This is a genomic window from Rhizobium sp. WYCCWR10014 (assembly GCF_001657485.1).
Taxonomy (GTDB): Bacteria; Pseudomonadota; Alphaproteobacteria; order Rhizobiales; family Rhizobiaceae; genus Rhizobium.
This window is the reverse complement of the sequence record NZ_LXFU01000041.1, coordinates 100664-119391: the sequence shown is the minus strand read 5'-3', so window position 1 is coordinate 119391 and position 18728 is coordinate 100664. Positions and strand designations below refer to the sequence as shown.

The 18728-nt window shown below is 60.9% G+C and carries 21 protein-coding genes and 1 pseudogene; 10 read left to right on the top strand and 12 right to left on the bottom strand.

Annotated features, from left to right (window positions below; all coding sequences use genetic code 11):
• Positions 1–221 precede the first annotated feature (221 nt).
• Positions 222–848 carry a family 16 glycoside hydrolase gene (locus A6U98_RS22430; RefSeq protein WP_064652852.1) on the top strand — a complete coding sequence of 209 codons (627 nt, stop codon included), beginning with the start codon at positions 222–224 and terminating at the stop codon, positions 846–848.
• A 122-nt stretch (positions 849–970) separates the two neighbouring features.
• On the opposite strand, the gene A6U98_RS22425 is transcribed toward A6U98_RS22430, so the two are convergent.
• Together A6U98_RS22425 and A6U98_RS22420 are read right to left on the bottom strand one after the other, a co-directional pair.
• On the bottom strand, positions 971–2851 hold the full coding sequence (locus A6U98_RS22425; protein WP_064652850.1) for an ABC transporter ATP-binding protein: 1881 nt from the start codon (positions 2849–2851) through the stop codon (positions 971–973).
• A 169-nt stretch (positions 2852–3020) separates the two neighbouring features.
• On the bottom strand, positions 3021–3587 hold the full coding sequence (locus A6U98_RS22420; RefSeq protein WP_064652848.1) for a nuclear transport factor 2 family protein: 567 nt from the start codon (positions 3585–3587) through the stop codon (positions 3021–3023).
• An 89-nt stretch (positions 3588–3676) separates the two neighbouring features.
• Here A6U98_RS22420 and A6U98_RS22415 point away from each other — a divergent pair, with 89 nt between their 5' ends.
• Together A6U98_RS22415 and A6U98_RS22410 are read left to right on the top strand one after the other, a co-directional pair.
• Positions 3677–4648 carry a LysR family transcriptional regulator gene (locus A6U98_RS22415; protein ID WP_064652846.1) on the top strand — a complete coding sequence of 324 codons (972 nt, stop codon included), beginning with the start codon at positions 3677–3679 and terminating at the stop codon, positions 4646–4648.
• A gap of 105 nt (positions 4649–4753) precedes the next feature.
• Positions 4754–5155: a GFA family protein gene (locus tag A6U98_RS22410; protein ID WP_064653074.1), complete on the top strand. Its 402-nt coding sequence runs from the start codon at positions 4754–4756 to the stop codon at positions 5153–5155.
• Between the two features lie 68 nt (positions 5156–5223).
• Here the strand turns inward: A6U98_RS22410 and A6U98_RS22405 are convergent, their stop codons facing one another.
• Positions 5224–5697, bottom strand: a complete 474-nt coding sequence (locus tag A6U98_RS22405; RefSeq protein WP_064653072.1) for a VOC family protein — start codon at positions 5695–5697, stop codon at positions 5224–5226.
• Positions 5698–5966: 269 nt separating this feature from the next.
• Here A6U98_RS22405 and A6U98_RS22400 point away from each other — a divergent pair, with 269 nt between their 5' ends.
• Positions 5967–6584, top strand: a complete 618-nt coding sequence (locus tag A6U98_RS22400; RefSeq protein ID WP_064652844.1) for a histidine phosphatase family protein — start codon at positions 5967–5969, stop codon at positions 6582–6584.
• Between the two features lie 227 nt (positions 6585–6811).
• Here the strand turns inward: A6U98_RS22400 and A6U98_RS22395 are convergent, their stop codons facing one another.
• Positions 6812–7816, bottom strand: a complete 1005-nt coding sequence (locus A6U98_RS22395; protein ID WP_064652842.1) for a carbon-nitrogen hydrolase family protein — start codon at positions 7814–7816, stop codon at positions 6812–6814.
• A gap of 223 nt (positions 7817–8039) precedes the next feature.
• The gene (locus tag A6U98_RS22390; RefSeq protein ID WP_064652840.1) at positions 8040–8429 is read right to left on the bottom strand and encodes a VOC family protein; all 390 of its coding nucleotides are present in this window, start codon (positions 8427–8429) and stop codon (positions 8040–8042) included.
• Positions 8430–8615: 186 nt separating this feature from the next.
• On the opposite strand from A6U98_RS22390, the gene A6U98_RS22385 reads away from it, so the two are divergent.
• Both A6U98_RS22385 and dapB read left to right on the top strand, forming a co-directional pair.
• Complete coding sequence (locus tag A6U98_RS22385; protein ID WP_064652838.1) at positions 8616–8831, top strand: hypothetical protein; 216 nt, start codon at positions 8616–8618, stop codon at positions 8829–8831.
• Between the two features lie 131 nt (positions 8832–8962).
• The gene (gene dapB, locus A6U98_RS22380; protein WP_064652836.1) at positions 8963–9733 is read left to right on the top strand and encodes a 4-hydroxy-tetrahydrodipicolinate reductase; all 771 of its coding nucleotides are present in this window, start codon (positions 8963–8965) and stop codon (positions 9731–9733) included.
• Between the two features lie 11 nt (positions 9734–9744).
• Here the strand turns inward: dapB and A6U98_RS22375 are convergent, their stop codons facing one another.
• From A6U98_RS22375 to A6U98_RS22365, 3 genes are all read right to left on the bottom strand, one after another.
• Complete coding sequence (locus A6U98_RS22375; RefSeq protein ID WP_064652834.1) at positions 9745–10665, bottom strand: ornithine cyclodeaminase family protein; 921 nt, start codon at positions 10663–10665, stop codon at positions 9745–9747.
• Between the two features lie 99 nt (positions 10666–10764).
• On the bottom strand, positions 10765–11271 hold the full coding sequence (locus tag A6U98_RS22370; RefSeq protein ID WP_064652831.1) for a GNAT family N-acetyltransferase: 507 nt from the start codon (positions 11269–11271) through the stop codon (positions 10765–10767).
• A 136-nt stretch (positions 11272–11407) separates the two neighbouring features.
• Positions 11408–11881, bottom strand: coding sequence for a hypothetical protein (locus A6U98_RS22365; RefSeq protein ID WP_064652829.1), 474 nt, complete (start codon positions 11879–11881; stop codon positions 11408–11410).
• Between the two features lie 313 nt (positions 11882–12194).
• Between A6U98_RS22365 and A6U98_RS22360 the strand changes: the two genes are divergently transcribed.
• A complete protein-coding gene (locus A6U98_RS22360) occupies positions 12195–13598 on the top strand; it encodes an aspartate aminotransferase family protein (RefSeq protein ID WP_064652827.1) in 1404 nt (467 codons plus the stop codon).
• 77 nt (positions 13599–13675) lie between these two features.
• Positions 13676–13996, top strand: a complete 321-nt coding sequence (locus A6U98_RS22355) for a low molecular weight protein tyrosine phosphatase family protein (RefSeq protein WP_064652825.1) — start codon at positions 13676–13678, stop codon at positions 13994–13996.
• Between the two features lie 106 nt (positions 13997–14102).
• Here A6U98_RS22355 and A6U98_RS22350 read toward each other — a convergent pair whose 3' ends face one another.
• Positions 14103–14579, bottom strand: coding sequence for a GNAT family N-acetyltransferase (locus A6U98_RS22350; RefSeq protein ID WP_064652824.1), 477 nt, complete (start codon positions 14577–14579; stop codon positions 14103–14105).
• A 154-nt stretch (positions 14580–14733) separates the two neighbouring features.
• Between A6U98_RS22350 and A6U98_RS22345 the strand changes: the two genes are divergently transcribed.
• On the top strand, positions 14734–15519 hold the full coding sequence (locus A6U98_RS22345; RefSeq protein WP_064652822.1) for a class I SAM-dependent methyltransferase: 786 nt from the start codon (positions 14734–14736) through the stop codon (positions 15517–15519).
• A 67-nt stretch (positions 15520–15586) separates the two neighbouring features.
• Here the strand turns inward: A6U98_RS22345 and A6U98_RS22340 are convergent, their stop codons facing one another.
• Positions 15587–16009, bottom strand: coding sequence for a TIGR02594 family protein (locus A6U98_RS22340; RefSeq protein ID WP_012758016.1), 423 nt, complete (start codon positions 16007–16009; stop codon positions 15587–15589).
• A 477-nt stretch (positions 16010–16486) separates the two neighbouring features.
• Complete coding sequence (locus A6U98_RS22335; protein ID WP_064653070.1) at positions 16487–17662, bottom strand: MFS transporter; 1176 nt, start codon at positions 17660–17662, stop codon at positions 16487–16489.
• A 316-nt stretch (positions 17663–17978) separates the two neighbouring features.
• Here A6U98_RS22335 and A6U98_RS22330 point away from each other — a divergent pair, with 316 nt between their 5' ends.
• Positions 17979–18401, top strand: a complete 423-nt coding sequence (locus A6U98_RS22330; RefSeq protein ID WP_082933969.1) for a hypothetical protein — start codon at positions 17979–17981, stop codon at positions 18399–18401.
• Positions 18402–18588: 187 nt separating this feature from the next.
• Here the strand turns inward: A6U98_RS22330 and A6U98_RS37750 are convergent.
• Positions 18589–18719, bottom strand: a pseudogene (locus tag A6U98_RS37750) (tyrosine--tRNA ligase); the annotation flags it as partial.
• Positions 18720–18728 lie beyond the last annotated feature (9 nt).

Genomic DNA, 18728 nt, shown 5'->3' with positions numbered 1-18728 from the left:
ATCAAAGCCCGCGATCCCGTCAGCGGGCCTTTGGATCTGGCCGGACGCGGAGCGGCCGCTGTTCCGCCCGATATGCAAACAAAATCTGGAAGAGGCGCTTTGAAAATCAATTGCGGCAATCGCTACGATCCTATGTCTTTCTTTGCGCGGCGATTCTAACGTCGATCGGCTGATCGATTGGAAGTCCTAAGGAGGAGATGAGTGTGAGTGATCCAGCTTCGATGTTCCTTGATCTCGCGACGGTGCCGCAGGGATCCAAAGCAAGATCAGTCGAGGTCGCGACGGCAGACATGGTCGGACGAACGGCTCTGAGCGTGACGTTCGATGAGCGCACGGCCCGAGGCACCCCGAATATCGACTACATCGACATGCCGACGTTTCTCGAACTGCCGATCGAGTTTGAGAACGGCGAGATTTCGGTCGACATCCTGGGCGAGCTCCGAGCAGATGCACCCGACTACGCAAGAGCATTCGCAGGGATCGCCTATCGCATAACCGAAACCGGATTCGAAGCCGTTTACCTAAGGCCTCTGAATGGTCTCCGGCTTGAGCCTGATCCTCCGCGCTCGCGTCGGGCCGTCCAGTATTTCTCCTATCCTGATTGGCGGTTCGAGCGTCTGCGCGAGGAATATCCAGACGGACGCTATGAGGCCGGAGCCGATATCAGACCCGGTGAATGGATAGAGTTGACTCTTCGAATTCAGGATGGTCACGTCGCCGCGTCCGTAAACGGCGAGACGGTTCTGGAGATAACGAAGGCCAAGTCTCCGCCTTCGGCCGGCCGCATCGGCCTGTTCGTCGACATCGGAACGCAAGCCTATTTCTCGAACTTGAAGATAAGCTCCTAGTTCATGTGAGCCAGCCGTCCTCCGATCACTGCAAGACCCGGGGCGCCGCCCTAATCCTCATCGCGGTCGCCTGCTCGTGTCCGTTGATGCCATCCCAGCTTACGGGAGGGCCAGCCACTCGGTCAGGTCGCAGGCGAGGCCGGCAAGGGCTCATCGATATCTTCAGGAATGAAACCACCGGTCTGGCGTTTCCATAGGCGCGCGAACAAGCCGTCTTGTTCGACCAGTTCGTCCGGGCTGCCCTCCTCCACGATGCGCCCGTGATCGAGCACGACGATCCGGTCCATCCTGGCGATAGTCGACAGGCGGTGGGCAATGGCGATCACCGTCTTTCCCTCCATGACGAGGTTGAGCCTTTCCTGGATGGCGGCTTCGGATTCGCTGTCGAGGGCGGAGGTCGCCTCATCGAGCACCAGGATCGGCGCGTCCTTCAAGAGAACACGGGCGATGGCTATGCGCTGGCGCTGGCCGCCTGACAGTTTGATGCCGCGGTCGCCGACGAAGGCCTCATAGCCGCTGCGGCCTTCGCCGTCGAAAAGATCGGCGATGAAGACATCGGCGCTGGCCATCTTCGCCACCGCTTCGATCTCGTCCGTCGTCGCCTCCGGCCGGCCGTAGCGGATATTGTCGCCGACCGAACGGTGCAGCAGCGCGACGTCCTGCGCGATGACGCCGATGGCGCGGCGAAGGCTTGCCTGCGTGACCGTGCGGATGTCCTGCCCGTCGATCAGAATCGCGCCGTCCCCTATGTCGTAAAAACGCAGCAGCAGGCTCACCAGCGTCGTCTTGCCGGCACCTGAGAGGCCGACGAACCCTACCTTTTCGCCGGGCCGAATTATCAGCGACAGGTCATCGATGACAGGCTTGCCGGACTTGTAGGCGAAGCGGACGCTCTCGAAACGGATCTCCCCACGGCTGACCGCCAGCTCGGCCGCATCCGGCCGGTCGGTGATGGTGGGCGGTGTCGTCATAACAGGCATGGCATCCTTGATCGTGCCGATCGCCTGGAAGATCTGTTGGCCCATTTGCAGGAAGGTGAAGGTGTGGCCGGACAGCCGTTGGAGGACATAGACGGCGCCGGTAAATTCGCCGATCGTCACGAACCCCTCGACGAGGCCGGTAAAGCCGATCGACAGAATGGACAGCCAGTGCAGCACGTTGAGGACGACGACCGTCAGCTCCGCTGTGCGATAAATGCGTTGTTCGCTTTGCTGCGTCTCGATCGACTTGCCGATAATACCGCGGATGGTGCCCGCCTCGCTGTCTTCGGCGGCGAACTGCTTGACCATCTGCATGTTGGTGTAGAGATCGGTGATGGCGCCGGCGATCAGGCTGCGCCGCTTGGCGGAGCGGCGAGCGCGCTCGGTAAAGATCGGTGCCAGCCTGACGGCGAGCAGGACGTTGAGCGTGATCCAGATGACGGTCGGCACGGCGAGTTGCCAGGACAAGGCGCTGAGTAGGATCACGGAGCCCACCATCTGCATCAGGAAGCGTGGAATGGACTGGAAGGCGGAAATGAGCTGCTGCTGGACAGCAGAGGCCACCTGCTGCAGGCGCGAGGCGACCTGGCCGGCGTAGAGATCATGGAAGAAGCCGAGATCCTGCCGCTCCACCGCCTTGTGGCCCTGCCACTGGATGGCGGCCGGCATGCCGATGCCGAGCGTATGCGAAGTCAGCGTGTTGACGAGGAACGAGGCGATCGGCATGGCCGGAAAGAGCAGCAGGCCGAGGAAGGTCAGCAGCGGCCATTCACTCGCCAGGAAAGCGGATGCACCCTGTTGCGTAACACCGTCGACGATGACCGACAGCCCCCAGACAATGCTTAGATTCATGGCCTCGTTAGCCATGGTGCAAAGCGTCACCACAATCAGCACGCCGCGAAACATCGAGATGAAATGCAGGAGTACCGCCACCGGCCCCTTCGACGGCAGTGGCCGGTAGGGGATATCGAGCGGCCGGATCAGGCTTTCGAAAGGACGATAGATCGCATCTGAAATCGACATAGGCCACTCGGATTAAAATCGGGAGGAGGCGTGGACTCAGCTACGCTGGGTCGCAGAAAATCACCTTACAGCTGCAATCTCAATTAGAAATTTCAGAAAAACTATGATGAGGCGCTACCGCGGGAGCCGGGGTCCGCAGCAAGGAGATCGTTTTCAATCCGGACGGACATCATTCGCCTCGTGCCAAGGCTGCGGCCTGTTCCAGCGAGATCTTCGCAACCAGGGGGTCGGCATGACGGTGGGCGAGCCGCCAATCTGATCCATGCCGGCGATAGACCTGAGTGACGCGCAGCGACCAGTTCTGGTCCGGCAGGCCGCCAACCTCACCATGCTGGCGCTCGATCATCACCAGGACGATCAGGTCGCCGCTGACATAGGACTTTTCCACCTCCAGGGTTCCACCGCCGTTACGGAAGAAGCGGGCGAGCTCGGCCAGACGCTCGGGACTGTCGTCGAAGCCATGGCTGGCGGAACCACCGAAAGGCTGCATCAGGGTGAAATCGTCGTCGAGCCGGATGAGGCTCGCCCACCGTGTCATGTCGCCGGCCATGAAAGCCGCCGCCTGTTGTTCTGTGCGACGGATGATGCCAAGCAATGCGGCATCGGATGCCGGAGCGGCATGCACGGCGCGCCCTGTTGCTGCGACCGCCATTGCCAGGGCAGCTCGCCGGGAAAGGGTTGCGGCCTCTTGCACGGACTTGTCGCCGCGCGCTGTTTTGCTTTTGAAAAGGGACATCGGATCTTCCTATTGGTGACCGGCCGTACCGGAATGGTTGTTATCTCCCACTTTCAGGATAATGAATCCAATGATATGATTTCAGTAATATGCTGAACCAAATTGATCTTTCCAGAATCGACCTCAACCTGCTCGTGTTGTTCGAGACTGTCATGGAGGAGCGCCATGTCGGCCGTTCGGGGCAGCGGTTGAACCTCTCGCCTTCGGCCATCAGTCACGGCCTTGGCCGACTGCGCATGTTGCTGGGTGACCCGCTATTTCTCAAAACACCGAAGGGCGTCGTTCCCACAGACCGGGCCGAGGAACTTGCAGCGCCCATCGCCGACATATTGGCGCGCGTTCGCAGCGTGGTGGCGACAGCGGAGCCATTCGATCCGGCCCACTCTCAGCGACGATTTACGATCGGCGCGCCCGATGGCGTTTCGTCTGTATTTTTACCGCCATTGCTCGAGCTGCTGGCCAAGTCCGCTCCCGGCATCGCAATCAGCATCCGGCAATTGCTGCCGAGACAGGGCGAGCCATCGCCTGATCTGGCCTGGCGCGATGCGCTGGCCGCAGTGGAAGCCCGTGACATGGACATAGCCATCATTCCTCAGGCCGAGTTTCCAGTCCGCTTTGCGAGCGTGCTGCTCTACGAAGAGGATTTCGTCATCGCAGCGCGTCAGGGTCACCCTTTTTTGATAGATCAGACGCTGGCCACCTATTGCGCGATGCAGCACCTGGTGGTCTCGCATCTGGGCGATACCCATGGCTTTGTCGACAATGTGTTGGCCAGCCATGGATGCTCCAGGCGGGTGGCGCTGACGGTCCCGAACTTCATGTTCGCGCTCGCCGTGCTTGCGGAAACCGACTTTATCTCGGCCTTGCCACGTCGTTTCGTCGAAATGCATGCCGCGCGGTTCGGCGTCGCCAGCGTCAATCCTCCCCTGCCACTCGGACGCTTCGCCATAAACGCGACTTTGCCGAAGGCGGCAATGCGTGACGAAGGCGTGGCCTGGCTCGTAAGGCTCCTACAGGCATCGCTCGCAGCGGACGTCGGCCCGCTAAAGGTGGGCGCTTGAGCCGCCTATAGCGTAAGTCCCGGCGCCTGGATCGGCCAATTGCGGTCATCGTGCGATTGAGGCAGGATGCCGTCCTTGATAGCAAGCAGGATCGAACCGACGCTCATGCTGACGGGCTCATGTCATTGCGGCAAGGCAAGCTGGACACTCGAAGGTGATCCGGGCTCGATCACCGCCTGCAACTGCACGCTTTGCCGACGCTACGGCACGCTGTGGGCCTATGACTACGAAGGAGAGCGCATCGCTCTCACCGGGGAGATCGCCTCTTACACCCGCGCAGACAGGGACGAGCCGTCTCTCGAAATCTTGTTCTGCCCATCCTGCGCCTGTGTCTTGAGTTGGCGCGGCCTGCGGCTTCCAAAGGATGGCCGCAGGCGCATGGCCGTCAACATGCGGCTTGCTCCGCCGGATCTCGTTCAGCATCTGCCTATCGATCATTTCGACGGCCTGGACACATTTGAAGACCTTCCATCCAAGGGGCGCTGCGTGCGCGATCTCTGGTTCTGAGCCGACGGCGAAGACCGGGTCGCACCAGATGCGAGCCCTGGTAAAAGATCGTTCTGCTCGAAGCTGCCTCAGCCGCGCCGGGCGGCCTCGATCGCAGCCACGTCGATCTTCCTCATGGTCATCATCGCGTCAAAAGCACGCTTTGCCTGGCCACCGCCTGCCGAGAGCGCTTCGGAGAGGACGCGCGGCGTAATCTGCCAGGACACACCCCATTTGTCCTTGCACCAGCCGCACTCGCTTTCCTGGCCGCCATTGCCGACGATGGCGTTCCAATAGCGATCGGTTTCTTCCTGATCGTCGGTTGCGATCTGAAATGAGAAGGCTTCGTTGTGTTTGAACACAGGACCGCCGTTCAGGCCGATGCAAGGAATACCCGCAACGGTGAATTCCACGACCAGGACATCTCCCTGCTTGCCGTCAGGATAATCTCCCGGTGCCCGAATGACGGCACCCACGGCGCTGTCGGGAAAAGTCGCGGCATAGAAGCGGGCAGCCGCCTCAGCGTCTTTGTCGTACCATACGCAGATCGTGTTCTTTGCCATTGCGCGGTCCTTTCGTTCTTCGTTTCGCATTGCCCACTGAAATAAGAGGCAAACCGTCTTTCTCCAGCCCAGTACGAGCGATTTCACGCCGGCAACCGCCGAACGCTGCTAAGTGGTCGAAGTGCCCGCTTCGACCGACAGCAGAAGACCAGGCTCATCTGAATCGCATCAGTTGCGGTCATCATTGATCTGTCGCATCACTTAGCTGCTACAAGCACCGCTTCGGCTCGTAGTTCATCGAATTCTTGCATTCATCTAGGACAGCACCGGTGATTTACCTGCTTCGCCACGGCGAGACCATTTGGAACACCTTAGGTCGGTTCCAGGGCCAAAAAGATTCACCGCTGACAGAGCGCGGCATCGTACAGGCCGAACAAATGGCGAAGCTTCTGAAGAAGGAAATTACAGACAGCGAGCGATCGTTCCAACTTCACGTCAGCCCTCTCGGCAGAACGCAGGAGACTGCAGCTCGCATCGAACGTGTATTGCCGCTGACGGCTCGTCCGGAATCGCGGCTAATGGAGGTGACCGTTGGCTCTTGGGACGGCATGACCAAATTCGAGATCGACAACGAGTTTCCAGGAATACTCGACGGGTCCGACACTTTTGATTGGTATTTCAAATCTCCAGACGGGGAGAGCTTCGATGCTGCCTGTGCGCGAGCAAAGGACTGGATCGCAGGCATACATGGGCCGACAGTTGCGATTTCTCACGGGCTATTTGGCAGATTGGTTCGTGGTGTATATGCTGGCCTTTCGAAGCAGGAAATGCTGGAATTGCCCGTTCCCCAAGACGGGTTCTATCGTCTTTGCGGCGGTGAGTTCAGCCTGGTAAGCGGTTCGGGTGAAACAATATCCGACGTTGTCGCAGGGTTCCTCCCTGAGTGACGGCCCCCAGCCGCCGAACGTCATTGCTGATTATAACGCGGCTCAATGCCAGAGGTTGACGCCTCGACTTGCGACCTGCGGCCATCGACTTTCGGGCCCCTCAGAATGAGGCTCTTTTGGTGCTGCAGCACCGGTGGAGTCGAGCCACCGGTGATAGAATTTAACGCGCCTGAGCCACAGGAAAATCATTGGGCAAGCGCGTCGCATGAAGGAGGTTCGATACGACTCTAAAACCTATTCCGCGCGTCGCTGCGCGGATCGCCCGCCACGCGGTGCGGCTCGTAGAGGCCGCTCCCCGCTTTGCGTCGCCACCGCCGGGCAATATCGCCGGGATTGTCGTCGATCTCGGCGAGCGATATCGCCGCCGTTCCATCCGCGGGGCATTGCACCGCCCACCGGCCACCGGGAGCGACGATCCCGGAAGACACCGGATCGGCTAAACCGGGATGTGCGAGTATGGAGAAACTCACCCAGTACCTGTTGCTCGCCGCATACCCCTGCACCTCGGCGGCGAAGGAGGTATCATTGGCCGACGTCCCCCCAGTGGACGAAAACAGCACGCAGTGGACATCGAGCCGCTCGTATTCGGTGAAAATTTGAGGAAAGTTGCACTCCATGCCGAGCGCACAGCCGAAACGGATGCCGTCGACCTCGAAGGTCATGGGGATCGAACCCGGCGTGTACATGAAGGAGATCTTGGTGTTGGACAGCAGCCGCTCGTCGTAGCGCGTCACCAGTTCGCCGCGATCGGAGACGACATAAAGGCTGTTGTGCGGCCGGTGCGGCGGCGTCAGCGGATGCACCGAGCCGATGACCGTCCAGAGCCCGAGTTCGCGCGCCAGCCTGCGCGTTGTATCCAGCTCCTCACGCAACACGGCCCATTCGAACCGCCGCCAATCGGACGGCCCGATCTCTCTCGGCCCGATTTCCGACATGATGCGTTTATTCGGCGATGATGTCGTCCCCTCGGGAAAGTGGATGAGCCGCGCGCCCGCCTCTCGCGCCTGCCGCATCAGCAGCCGCATCTCCTGTCCGCTCTGGCGAAGTTTGTCGGTATCGCGGGGATCGTCTGCATGAGTGGTCTGGGCCACGGCGAGACGCAAGCGTCTTGCCTCAGGCAGTGCATCGTTCGCCGACCTGGGAAGAACATGCATGCGGGCGGCGGTGTAGGATTCACCCGTCTTGGCGGCGCGCGCACGCACCCGCCGTTTGAAATTTCCATTCTCAGTCATATCAGGGCCTCTCACGTTCCGGACATCGTTCCCCAGCAACAGGCCCGAAACATCAGGACCAAGGATCACGACCCGAGACGAAAGTCCCTTTGCCTCCGGTAGAAGACCCTGCTGGGGAAGGTCTGGAGAGGTTCGGCGGTAGGCCACGCCGAAGCAAAGATGCCGAGGCGACCGCGATTCGTCAATTCGGGGAATGGCCGGAATCGGCAGGCGCCGAGGCGGCCTACTTCGGGGAGGCCACCTTATCCACTCGCCACGGCGGATCAGTGCGGTTCGATCCGGCGAAATAAAGGATGATGCGATTGCCGCCGGGGTCGAACAGCTCGGCTTCGCGCCAGAGCCAACTCTTGTCCTCCGGTCCGGTGACGAAACGAAGACCGGCCTCGCTGAGACTGCCGACCGTCTCGTCCAGCTTCTCGCACTCGAAATACACCGTCGTTCCGCCACCCCCACTTTCGCCCTGATGCAAGGAGAAGGTGCTGTCTCCGTTCGGGCAGACAAAGCGCGCATACCGGGGACGGGCGTCGACGACGGGCTTGAGACCGAGGGTGCAGTAGAAGTTCCAGCCCGCATCAAGGTCAGGCATCGTAAAGGTTACCTGGTTCAGGCGCATGATCTATCCTCTCAGTTCGCCCAAAATTGTCCGGCGGCTTGGCACCATGACATTCATAAAAACAAAGACCTGAAGCCATCGCATGAATCAAATTCTAAGCGAGCAGTTTTAGTGTCATCGACACAAAACTCGTGTCAGACTGTGCAAACTGCGCGCGCCGCCGCACCGATCGAGAGGGCCGAAGCCATGCACAAGTTCACCGTATCAATCAGTCGGGAGATCGAGGCCGACACCGCCGAGGAGGCCGCCTTGCTCCTGTATCAGGAACTATCAAGGGGACCGATCCCCGACCACTACTCGGTCGTCGACGAAACGAAGGCTGCCACGGAGGTGAAGCTGGACCGGCAAAAGGCCGACGAATTCGCCAGTATCGACCACACCGCCGACCCCGGCAACTGGTAAGCGCCAGACGAGCAGAGGAGGTCCCTGCTTTGCGCCGGAAGCGCAAGTGCGGTAGTTGCAGATCCCGTTCGCCGGCCTAATGCCGATGCAAACAGCCGTCCGTCGGAAATATCGCGAGCCAAGGAAAGTCCGTGACCTCACCAATCAAAATAGCCGTCGCCGGCGCGAATGGCCACATGGGGCGCACCATCCTGCCGCTGCTGGCGGCCGATCCGGATTTTGCGTTCGTCGGCGGCATCGGCCGTGAGGGCGCCATCGGCGCCGGACTGATCGACCGGTCGACCGCGATCGGAGCGGCCGACGTGATCCTGGATTTCACGACGGGACGTGCGGCCGCCGAACTTGCCGGTTTGTGCGCGTCAGCCGGCGGACCGGCCCTGGTCATCGGCGCGACGGGTTTCGAGCCGGATGAGCTCGAACGGATCGCAAAGGCCGCCCGCGCGATTCCGATTCTGCGCTCCGGCAATTTCTCCATCGGCGTCAACATGCTGGTCAGCCTCGTCGCCCAGGCGGCCCGCGCCCTTCCCGCGCATGGCTGGGATATCGAGATCCTCGAAGCCCATCACAACAGGAAGATCGACGCGCCGTCCGGTACGGCACTGATGCTCGGCGAAGCCGCCGCCGAGGGCCGCGGGGTTTCACTCGCATCCGTCGAGCGGCGCGGGCGTGACGGCATCACTGGTGAGCGGCCGCCCGGCGAAATCGGCTTTGCCGTGTTGCGCGCCGGCGGGATCGTTGGAGAACACAGCGTCCTGTTTGCCGCCGCCGAGGAAGTTGTGACGCTCTCGCATTCGGCTCTCGATCGTGGCATGTTCGCCCGCGGCGCACTTGCCGCCGCCCGCTGGGTCCCAGGGCGCGCACCCGGCGAATACACAATGGGAGATGTTCTCGGGATGGCCTGAGAAAAACGGGCTTATAAGCTATCAAGGATTGCCGAGGCGACGACGACTTCGGTTCCGGCCAGCCCGACGGAGCAAAACAGCGTCGTATCCTCCGGCGATCCCCGACCGGCCGCTTTCCCGGCAATGATATCGGCAAGGTCGGCCATGCGATGCTCATTGCCGGAGCCGGCGAGGAAAAAGGGCGAAGCATAGGCGCGCGTCTGTTCGGGAGAGTCCGTCGCGATCACGGCTGCGGCATCGGCGATATCCAGGCCGAGTTCGTATCCCTCCTGTGTTTTCGGGCCGACGGTGTTGAGGTGCACGCCGGGTTTCAAATCCCTGGCATGAATGACGGGCGTTCGGCTCGTCGTCGCGCAGATGACGATGTCGACACCATCGACGGCTTCAGAGGCGCTGCCGGCAGGCTCCACCTCAATATCCAAGGCGTGCTGCATCTCAACTGCAAAGGCGGCGCGATTTTTCGCGTCGCGGCTATAGACACGAGCGCGGTCCAGCTTTCGAACGGCGGCGGCCGCGGCAAGCTGGGTTCGCGCTTGGGCGCCGCTACCGAGGATCCCGACGGTCCTGGCATCCGGCGCGCTGAGGTGGCGGATGGCGAGACCTCCGATCGCACCGGTTCTAAGGTTACCGAGGCGCTCTCCAACAACGATGCCTTTGAGCCTGGCGTCGTCGGCCGACCACACAGCGACGATCTGCGAATGCTCCACCCCGTCGAATGTTTCATAGACCCGAAAGCCCGCGAGCGGTTTCTCGCCAAGGATGCCACCGACGGTGAAGACGAGATCGCCCCGATCGGGAAACGAGACATGATGCCGGGGCGGAGAGATCAGTCGATTGCCGGCCCTAGCGAGAAAAGCGCTCTCGAGCGCATCGATCGCGACCGCCATCAACGCGCTGCCGACAAGATCCTCGTCTTTCAGAATTTTCGTCACGGCCAAACCTCCAGCCCATGCCGGCATCCTGCAACCCCAACCCCACTTGAGGTCAATAGATCAGGCAAGTCGACATGCGCTGAAACATCCGCGTGAGACCTAACCGACCAGACGGCGAGCCATCATGACGTCGTCGATCTCCCTGCCCTCCTCCAGAACCCCGCCGGGAATCCTGCCGATCTCGGAGAAGCCTTCCCGCTGATAGAATCGTATTGCCGCCGGGTTCTCCGCGCTGACGAAGAGTTCCAGTTGCAGGATGCCGATATCGCGCGCGTGATCGGCCGCCGCGCCGAGCAGCTTGCCGGCAAGGCCCGTTCCCCGCAGGCTCCTTCTGACGTAAACCATGATGATCGTCGCGCGATGGGCCATCTTGCTCGACCGCTGCCGAACTAGGCCGGTTATGCCAACGGGTTCGCCATCCTGAAAGGCGATGAAAACCGGCTCGTTCAGACGATTGCGCCACTCCTCGAGAGAAAGACCCTCCCAGTCTTCGTAGCGGCTTGCAAAGAGGGACGGTTCGGTGCGAAGCGCCTCCAGACGGATGCGCCGGAAAGCCTCCACTTCGTCTGCCCTGACATGCCTGATCGTCGTGCCACGTCCATCCATCGGAACCTCCTGCGAGATGAGAGGTACTGTCAATACAGATGGCCCCAGCCGATGCAACCGGTGTCAGGAAGCTTCGTAGTTCAGCATATGCACGAAGTTACGAAATCGAACGGAAATCCGTCACCTCAGACGCCGATCACTGCGCTGGGCTCCCCAGCCGGCCGCCCTTCCGCACGACCGGTTCGCCGGTTGGACCGACCACCGATTGATCGGCAGGCCTCGCAGCCGGTTCGCCGGTTTGCCCGACCCCCGGTTCACGGGCTGGCCCATCGACCGGCTGGCCGGTGGATCGGACGACCAAGGGATCGGCAGGCTGGACGGCGGATTGATCGGTTGTTGGCCCGGGCACCGGCTTGCCGGTTGCCCCCGGTACCGGCTTGCCGGTTGCCGCGTTCAACGGCTCACCGGTTGGTCGGGCCGCTGATTGCTCGGTTGGCCCGGCAACTGGCTCATCAGTTGAGTCGGCCACCGATTGATCGGTTGGCTTGTCGATCGTGAATGGTACAACTTCACGGATAATGAAGAGAAGAACTATCCCGACCAACGTGCACGTTAGCGCGTAGAGAAGGAAATATTTCAGTGCATATCCCTCGCTGATTGGCAGCACCAACTTGACAATGGTGCAAATGATATTTCCGCATCATTGAACGATACTTGAAGCGAAGGCAATCATTTTCAACAAGAGCCGCGAAATTTCAAAAATGCACAGAACGGGATAAGGTAGTTATTGTAGATATTTAGGAAGCTCCTCCCCGATGCTCAATTTGTCTTGAGGTCTCGGCAAGCCCAAGGAAGGCCCCGGAACCCAGATCCGAGATCTGCCAGGCGAAGACAGCCTCGGCGATATGGGCTAGATTGCGTGTGCCCGCAGCCTGCTTTCGAGGGTGCGCCCCTCCAGGATCGGTGGCGGCAGGGGGATCCGCATGACGGCGATTGCATCTTTGTTTCAGGAAGCCGCCCGCCTTGCGGCAAGATTCCGGCAGGCAGCGCCCGCCCGCCATATGCCCACCCACGACTACGCGGCCTCGCTTGCCTGTTTCGAAGAGCCGCTGCCGGCGGCCGGTTCCGATATGCTTGATGTCATCAGGCGTCTATCGGACGGCGCCGAACCCGGGCTGCATGCAACCACTGGGCCGCGCTTCTTCGGCTGGGTCATCGGCGGCTCCCATCCGGTCGGCGTCGCGGCCGATTTCCTCACCAGCGCCTGGGGCCAGAATGCCGGAAACCATGCCGTTGCCCCGGCCGCGTCCGCCGTCGAGACCGTCGCGGCGAGATGGCTCCTCGATCTCCTGCAGCTGCCGGCCGAAAGCTCGGTCGGCTTCGTCACCGGCGCGACGGTGGCGAACTTTACCTGCCTTGCCGCCGCCCGCGGCGAGGTGCTGCGCCAGGTGGGCTGGGATGCCGATGCCAACGGCCTGTTCGGGGCGCCTGAGATTACCGTGCTGATCGGCGACGATGCCCACACGACGGTATTCTCCGCGCTGCAATTCCTAGGTCTCGGCCACGATCGCGTGCTGCGCGTGCGCACCGACGCCGTGGGCCGGATAGACCCGGTCGCGTTGGCTGACACGCTCGATACCGTCTCCGGTCCCGTCATCGCCATTCTCCAGGCGGGGCAGATCAATACCGGCGCCTTCGACGATTTCGCCGTCATCATCCCGCTGTTGAAGGCGAAAGGCGCCTGGGTGCATGTCGACGGCGCCTTTGGCCTCTGGGCGCAGGCATCAGTGAAGACCAGCCACCTCAGCCGAGGCATCGAAGCGGCCGACAGCTGGGCGACCGACGGCCACAAATGGCTGCAGACGCCCTATGATTGCGGCTATGCCATCGTCCGCGACGAACTCGCCCATCGCCGCGCCATGACGATCGCGGCGAGCTACCTGCCGCTCGCCGGCGAAGGCGAACGCGATCCCTCCCATTACGTGCCCGAGCTTTCGAGAAGGGCGCGCGGCTTTGCCACTTGGGCGATGCTGAAACATCTCGGCCGCGACGGCATCGCCGCCTTGATCGACCAGTGCTGCGCCTCAGCGCGGCTGATCGCCGACCTGCTCGCACGCGAGCCTCGCATCGCCATTCTGAACGAGGTGACGCTGAACCAGCTCATCATCCGCTTCGGAGCCGACCTGCCCTCCGAAGAAGGCGACGCGCTGACGCGTAAGACGATCGAAAAGATCCAGGCGGAGGGCATGATCTTCGCCGGTGGCGCCAAATGGCGCGGCCGCGACGTCCTGCGCCTCTCCGTCACCAACTTCCAGACGACGTCAGATGAGGCCAAACTCGCCGCCCAAAGCATCATCGCCGCGTTCAAGAGTGTGAGCGGCGGCTGACGCAACTACTCCCTTGGTTCGCCCGGGCACGGAATTGTGCTATCGCCGGCTCTGTTCACTTGAAGAGAGATCGAAACGTGAAAAACGTCTTGTTCGTCTGTAGTCAGAACAAGCTTCGGAGCCCGACGGCCGAACAGGTCTTTGCAAACTGGCCGGAGATCGAGGTCTCCTCGGCCGGCACGAACAACGATGCCGAAAACCCACTATCGAACGAGCTGATCGAATGGGCCGATATCGTCTTCGTCATGGAGAAGGCTCACCGTGCGAAACTTCAGGGCAAATACCGGTCAGCTCTCAAAGGCAAGCGGCTGATCTGCCTTGATATTCCTGATGACTACGATTTCATGGACCCCGCGCTCGTGCAGCTGCTGAAGGCAAAGGTGCCCGGGCATCTCTAAGCCTGGTCATGCGACCGAAAAATCGCCGCCCGTACAAGCCGGGCAATTCTTCCGTCCGTCCCGCTTTGCGCCAGTGGTGGCACTTGCGGCCAGGCTGCGGGACCGGTCAAACTTGTTGAGAGACATATTCCGGAAACTCGGCCGCACCGCGACTTAGGGCTTTCACCATCAACAGGCCGTCGTCGAAGTAGCCGTTTCTCGCGTAGAACTGGTGCGTACGCTCCCTGCCCAGCACCATGGCGGTGCGGATCGCTGCGCATTCAATCCGCTCCGCCTCCGCCTCGATCCACGCCATCATCTTGCCGCCGATGCCCTGACTGCGCAGGGCGCTGTCTACCACCACGTTGTCCGCCTCGACATACTTGCCGCACCATAACTGAGCGCCGGTCCAGAAACCCGACGCACCCACCATCCGTTCATCGATATATGCTGCTATGCAGCGATAATTGCTCTGTGCAAACATGGCTGAAAGTCGTTGGCAAACCACGGCCTCACTCAGGCGACTAACCTGGCTGTACAACGGGAAAATTGTCATCGTCTGATCGGGACCGACCAGCTCGCGGATGATCACTTCGTCGGACACAGCAGCCCCCTATCCTCTCGATCGCATGATAGTGCATGCAAACCTGGGCATGATCCATAGGCGTGAACCGCTTACAGTGGACCGCCCGTCTTCCCATTGTCACCCGCACCGCCTATAGCTCCCCGCCCATCCTGATCGAGCAAGGAGGAAAGCCATGAACGCCAATGATGTCGCCGCCCATTGGGAGAGCAATGCCGAGACCTGGACGATCTATAGTCGCGCCGGTTACGACAAATATCGCGACGCGCTGAACACGCCGGCCTTTCTGAAGATGTTGCCTGCGGTGGCGGGCCTTGCCGGGCTCGATCTCGGCTGCGGCGAAGGTTCCAACACCCGCGCCGTCGCCCGCCTCGGCGCCCGCATGATCGGCCTCGACATCGCCCCGACCTTTATTCGCTATGCCCGCGAGACCGAGGCGCAAGCGCCGCTCGGCATCGACTACGTGCTCGGCGACGGTCAGGGCATCGATTTCCCCGAAGCGAGTTTCGATTTCAGCACCGCCTTCATGTCGATGATGGACATGGCCGACCAGCGTGAGGTGCTGAAGGGCATCCACCGGGTCCTGAAGCCGGGCGGCTTCCTGCAGTTTTCGATCCTGCACCCCTGTTTTGTGCCGCCGACGCGCCGCAATATCCGCAATGAGGCCGGCGAGCCGGTCGCCGTTGAGATCGCCGATTATTTCGACGAGAGCGACGGCCGGGTCGAGCGCTGGATCTTTTCCTCCATCCCCAAGGAAGAACGGGCGACGCTGACGCCGTTCGCCATTCCGCGTTTTCACCGGACGCTGTCGACCTGGGTGTCGATGATCGTCGAAGCGGGGCTGACGATCGAAGCTTTCGGCGAGCCCATGGCGTCAGTCGAGGTGGCGCTCGCCGAGCCAATGGTCGCCGACACCCGCATCGCGCCGATCTTCCTCCACATCAGGGCGCGCAAGACGTAAGGCCTGTTTTCCCGCTGCCACCGAGGTTTGGAGGAGGGTGAGTTCTCACCCGGGTTCTTACCCAACATCATCGTCGCACGGCGACTACCGAGCTGGCGCGATAGCGCGACAGCTGGACCCGGTTGGATTGGTTGCCGCCGAACAGGTAGACGTATTGCCGGCGCTGGTCGATGTGATCGAACAGGCTCACATGAAAGCGCCGGCCGGTGCGGATCACCACGACATCCCCTCGCCTGGCGGAGCGGACACCGACCGGCTTGCCGAACTTCCTCCAAGACGCCGCCATGTTGGGGTTGGGCGGCGGTTGCCGCGAAGATCGCTTGGCGACAAAGGCCAGAAACGCCCCGCACCACGATACCCTGCGCGGATTGATGCTGAGGAAGGAGATGGAGCGTTCGTGCATGCTCTTGTATTTGGACGCCGTGCCGAGCATGTCCGCCTCACAGGGCACGGCAAGCGCCGTGAGGACGATGACGAGAATAACCTTCATAGTTACCCACCATTGCTTGTATAATGTTGAAATTCCGAAATGTGGCGAAGAATAAAACAGGCGCGGCAACGTAGATGCGAATTATGGCGTGATTTAGAAACAACTAATACTGGCATTTTGGCGGCGGAAATTTGTCCGAAGCGAGGCGCGAAACTCCGTAAGCGAGCCTCCCTTGCGGCCGGACACGATCATCGCAAACCCCGTAAAACCTATGTTTTGTTAGGCTGAAAGGCTGGCGTTTCGCCATCCCAACCAAGTCCGCTCAAACGAGATGGACTGTGTCCGCAATGCTTGAGCAGCAAAACCATGCGGAATTAGCTCCTCACCTATACGAGCTATATTTCCCATGGCCGCTCATAATACTTCGACGCAATAGGAAATACATTGCGATCGCCCGATTCATCAGCGAAAGCCGGAGGTTGACCCTCCGGTTGCGGACGTGAACGAGCTTACGACAGCGGAGGCCGGCGTGGCGTCTCAACCGTGTGGTTGCGCCGGTTCGGGTTGGCCTGCGCCCGGGGAAGGAACAGCGGCAAGTGCCCTGGTGACCAGCAGCGCTGCGGCGAGAACAGGGACGACCGCCCAGTACGAAAAGCGGATGCCGAAGTGTTCGGCAGCGAAACCGAGCAGTGGCGGCCCCGCGAAAAACACAAGGAACGTCGTCTGCCCAAGCGCTGCAACGTTGACGGGTGCGGGTCGATCCGTGCGTCGGGCCGCAGCCGATATGGCAAGCGGATAGACTGAAGAGCAGCCGATACCTGTCAGGCCAAAGCCTGCGAGCGCAATAGCAGGGTGTGTCGCCGTCGCAACCATGACAACACCGGTGGCCGCGATCCCAAGGAGAGTGATTGCAACCGGGCGCGGATTGAAGCGGTCGATGACAGGGTCCATGCCGAGCCGCCCCATGGCGATGAACGAGGAGAAAATGGTCACGCTGAGCCCGCCGACAAAGGGTTCGACCGCGAATACGTCGCGCATATAGATCGCCGACCAATCGACGCTTGCGCCTTCGGCAAGCAGCGGAGCTGCGGCGACAAGGCAAAGGGGGAGCAGTCCGATCGTCGGAAAAGCGATGATCGGCGTATCTCCGGGGTGAGCGTCCTGCCGCCGGGGCGCATTCTCGATCCCGGAGAAAACGATCGACCCGGCAATCAAGACCGTCACCAGGACGATGAAGCTATGCAGTTCGATGGAGACGGCAGCCTGCCGCATGCCGGCGGCAACAAGGGCGGTGATGCAGAAGCCGAGGCTCCACATGCCGTGAGCCCGGCTCATGATGCGGTACCCAAGCAGCGCCTCATGGCGATCGGTTTCGATATTGGCGTTGATCTCGAATGCTCCGGTGAAAACGCCGGCAATGAAGAACAACGGCACCGCCAAGAGAGCTGAGGGCATCCAGGGGATCAACGCGAAAAACAGCGACGCACCGAAGACGGTGACGAAGGCGGTGGTGCGCGCACCGAGCCTCTCGATGAACCTCACCGAGAACGTCAACCCGCAGAGAACCCCGGAGGACAGGACGGCGAGTAGAAGGCCAAGCTCGCCTTCCGTCAGGCTAAACTTGAGCTGAAGGTCAGGCAGGCGCGAAACAAACGCGCCTAAGGAAAGCGCCACGGCAAACTGAATGAAAAAAATGCGGTGGTGCGGCTTCATCTCGACACTCTGCTCCGATTGGGGCGGGATCGTAGCAGAGCGATCCCGCGGATAGCCGGACTTTCCGACGAAATGGCGCGGGCTCAAAAAGCCGCGCTTTCAGGACCATCAACCACCCTTGCTGACAGCCCCTGTCAGCATCATGCAGCCGCCGCTGATTTCACGCATGGTTGGCGGCCGCTGGTATTTCTGTGACGGGCAGTTGCTCCGTCCACATCCACCTTCCCTTCCTCGCAAAAATTCGCACTCGCCTCAATTTACTTGCCATTCTGCGATCGGCATGTTTGTGCCATAGGCAAGTGGCACGAGGGGAACTATGGCGTCGACGCATATAAACAATACGGGTGCACGCGCCGGCTGGAAGCGCTTTGTCGGACTGGTCGTCGGCGCGGTGATCGGTTTTGCGTTTATGCCGGGCATTGCGCAGGCGGAATCTTTTTCGAAGCTTGAAAAGCAGGGTTATGCCGTCGCCAAACTCACCAAGGGCAAGGCCGGCGGCTACGGCTGGGTCGTCTCGAACAACAATAAGCGGTTCTTCTGCCGGCTGAATGCCAGCCTGGCTTATGTCGGCAAAAAGGAGATGGTGGGCATCACGTCGTCAGGACGGCTCATCAAGGTGGACCGTGCCACGTTCGAGGCAACGATCGGCGGCCCTGATCCGTCGATACTGCAATGGAGCGATCTTCAATCTGGCCGCGTCAAGCCTAATGATGTTGGGAGCTGCACGCCTGTTCGCTGATTGACCTCGAGCATGATGCCGAAAAGTGTGAGCGGTTTTCGGACGACATCATGCTCTCACTATTTAACTTAGAACAGGATTCAGATTTTAGGCCGAACAGGCCTAAAATCATCCTGTTCTGGAGCATCGCGGGGAGCGCGACAAGGTGTTTGGAGTTTGCCCCGCTCCCCGAATTGAATACACAACGCTAAACCGGCTGAAGCAGGACGTGTCGCTTCTTGCCGACCGACAGCCGGATCACCCCGTCCTGAACGTCGAGTCGCCAAGCCGCATCGCCTCGTCGCTCACACTGCCACCGTTCACCCGCACACCGCCGCCTCCACCCCT

What these genes read in the sequence shown, in the direction of transcription:
- A6U98_RS22430 (WP_064652852.1), top strand. Translation starts at nt 222, where the DNA reads ATGTTCCTTGATCTCGCGACGGTGCCGCAGGGATCCAAAGCAAGATCA.
- A6U98_RS22425 (WP_064652850.1), bottom strand. Translation starts at nt 2,851, where the DNA reads ATGTCGATTTCAGATGCGATCTATCGTCCTTTCGAAAGCCTGATCCGG.
- A6U98_RS22420 (WP_064652848.1), bottom strand. Translation starts at nt 3,587, where the DNA reads ATGTCCCTTTTCAAAAGCAAAACAGCGCGCGGCGACAAGTCCGTGCAA.
- A6U98_RS22415 (WP_064652846.1), top strand. Translation starts at nt 3,677, where the DNA reads ATGCTGAACCAAATTGATCTTTCCAGAATCGACCTCAACCTGCTCGTG.
- A6U98_RS22410 (WP_064653074.1), top strand. Translation starts at nt 4,754, where the DNA reads ATGCTGACGGGCTCATGTCATTGCGGCAAGGCAAGCTGGACACTCGAA.
- A6U98_RS22405 (WP_064653072.1), bottom strand. Translation starts at nt 5,697, where the DNA reads ATGGCAAAGAACACGATCTGCGTATGGTACGACAAAGACGCTGAGGCG.
- A6U98_RS22395 (WP_064652842.1), bottom strand. Translation starts at nt 7,816, where the DNA reads ATGACTGAGAATGGAAATTTCAAACGGCGGGTGCGTGCGCGCGCCGCC.
- A6U98_RS22390 (WP_064652840.1), bottom strand. Translation starts at nt 8,429, where the DNA reads ATGCGCCTGAACCAGGTAACCTTTACGATGCCTGACCTTGATGCGGGC.
- A6U98_RS22385 (WP_064652838.1), top strand. Translation starts at nt 8,616, where the DNA reads ATGCACAAGTTCACCGTATCAATCAGTCGGGAGATCGAGGCCGACACC.
- A6U98_RS22370 (WP_064652831.1), bottom strand. Translation starts at nt 11,271, where the DNA reads ATGGATGGACGTGGCACGACGATCAGGCATGTCAGGGCAGACGAAGTG.
- A6U98_RS22360 (WP_064652827.1), top strand. Translation starts at nt 12,195, where the DNA reads ATGACGGCGATTGCATCTTTGTTTCAGGAAGCCGCCCGCCTTGCGGCA.
- A6U98_RS22345 (WP_064652822.1), top strand. Translation starts at nt 14,734, where the DNA reads ATGAACGCCAATGATGTCGCCGCCCATTGGGAGAGCAATGCCGAGACC.
- A6U98_RS22340 (WP_012758016.1), bottom strand. Translation starts at nt 16,009, where the DNA reads ATGAAGGTTATTCTCGTCATCGTCCTCACGGCGCTTGCCGTGCCCTGT.
- A6U98_RS22335 (WP_064653070.1), bottom strand. Translation starts at nt 17,662, where the DNA reads ATGAAGCCGCACCACCGCATTTTTTTCATTCAGTTTGCCGTGGCGCTT.
- A6U98_RS22330 (WP_082933969.1), top strand. Translation starts at nt 17,979, where the DNA reads ATGGCGTCGACGCATATAAACAATACGGGTGCACGCGCCGGCTGGAAG.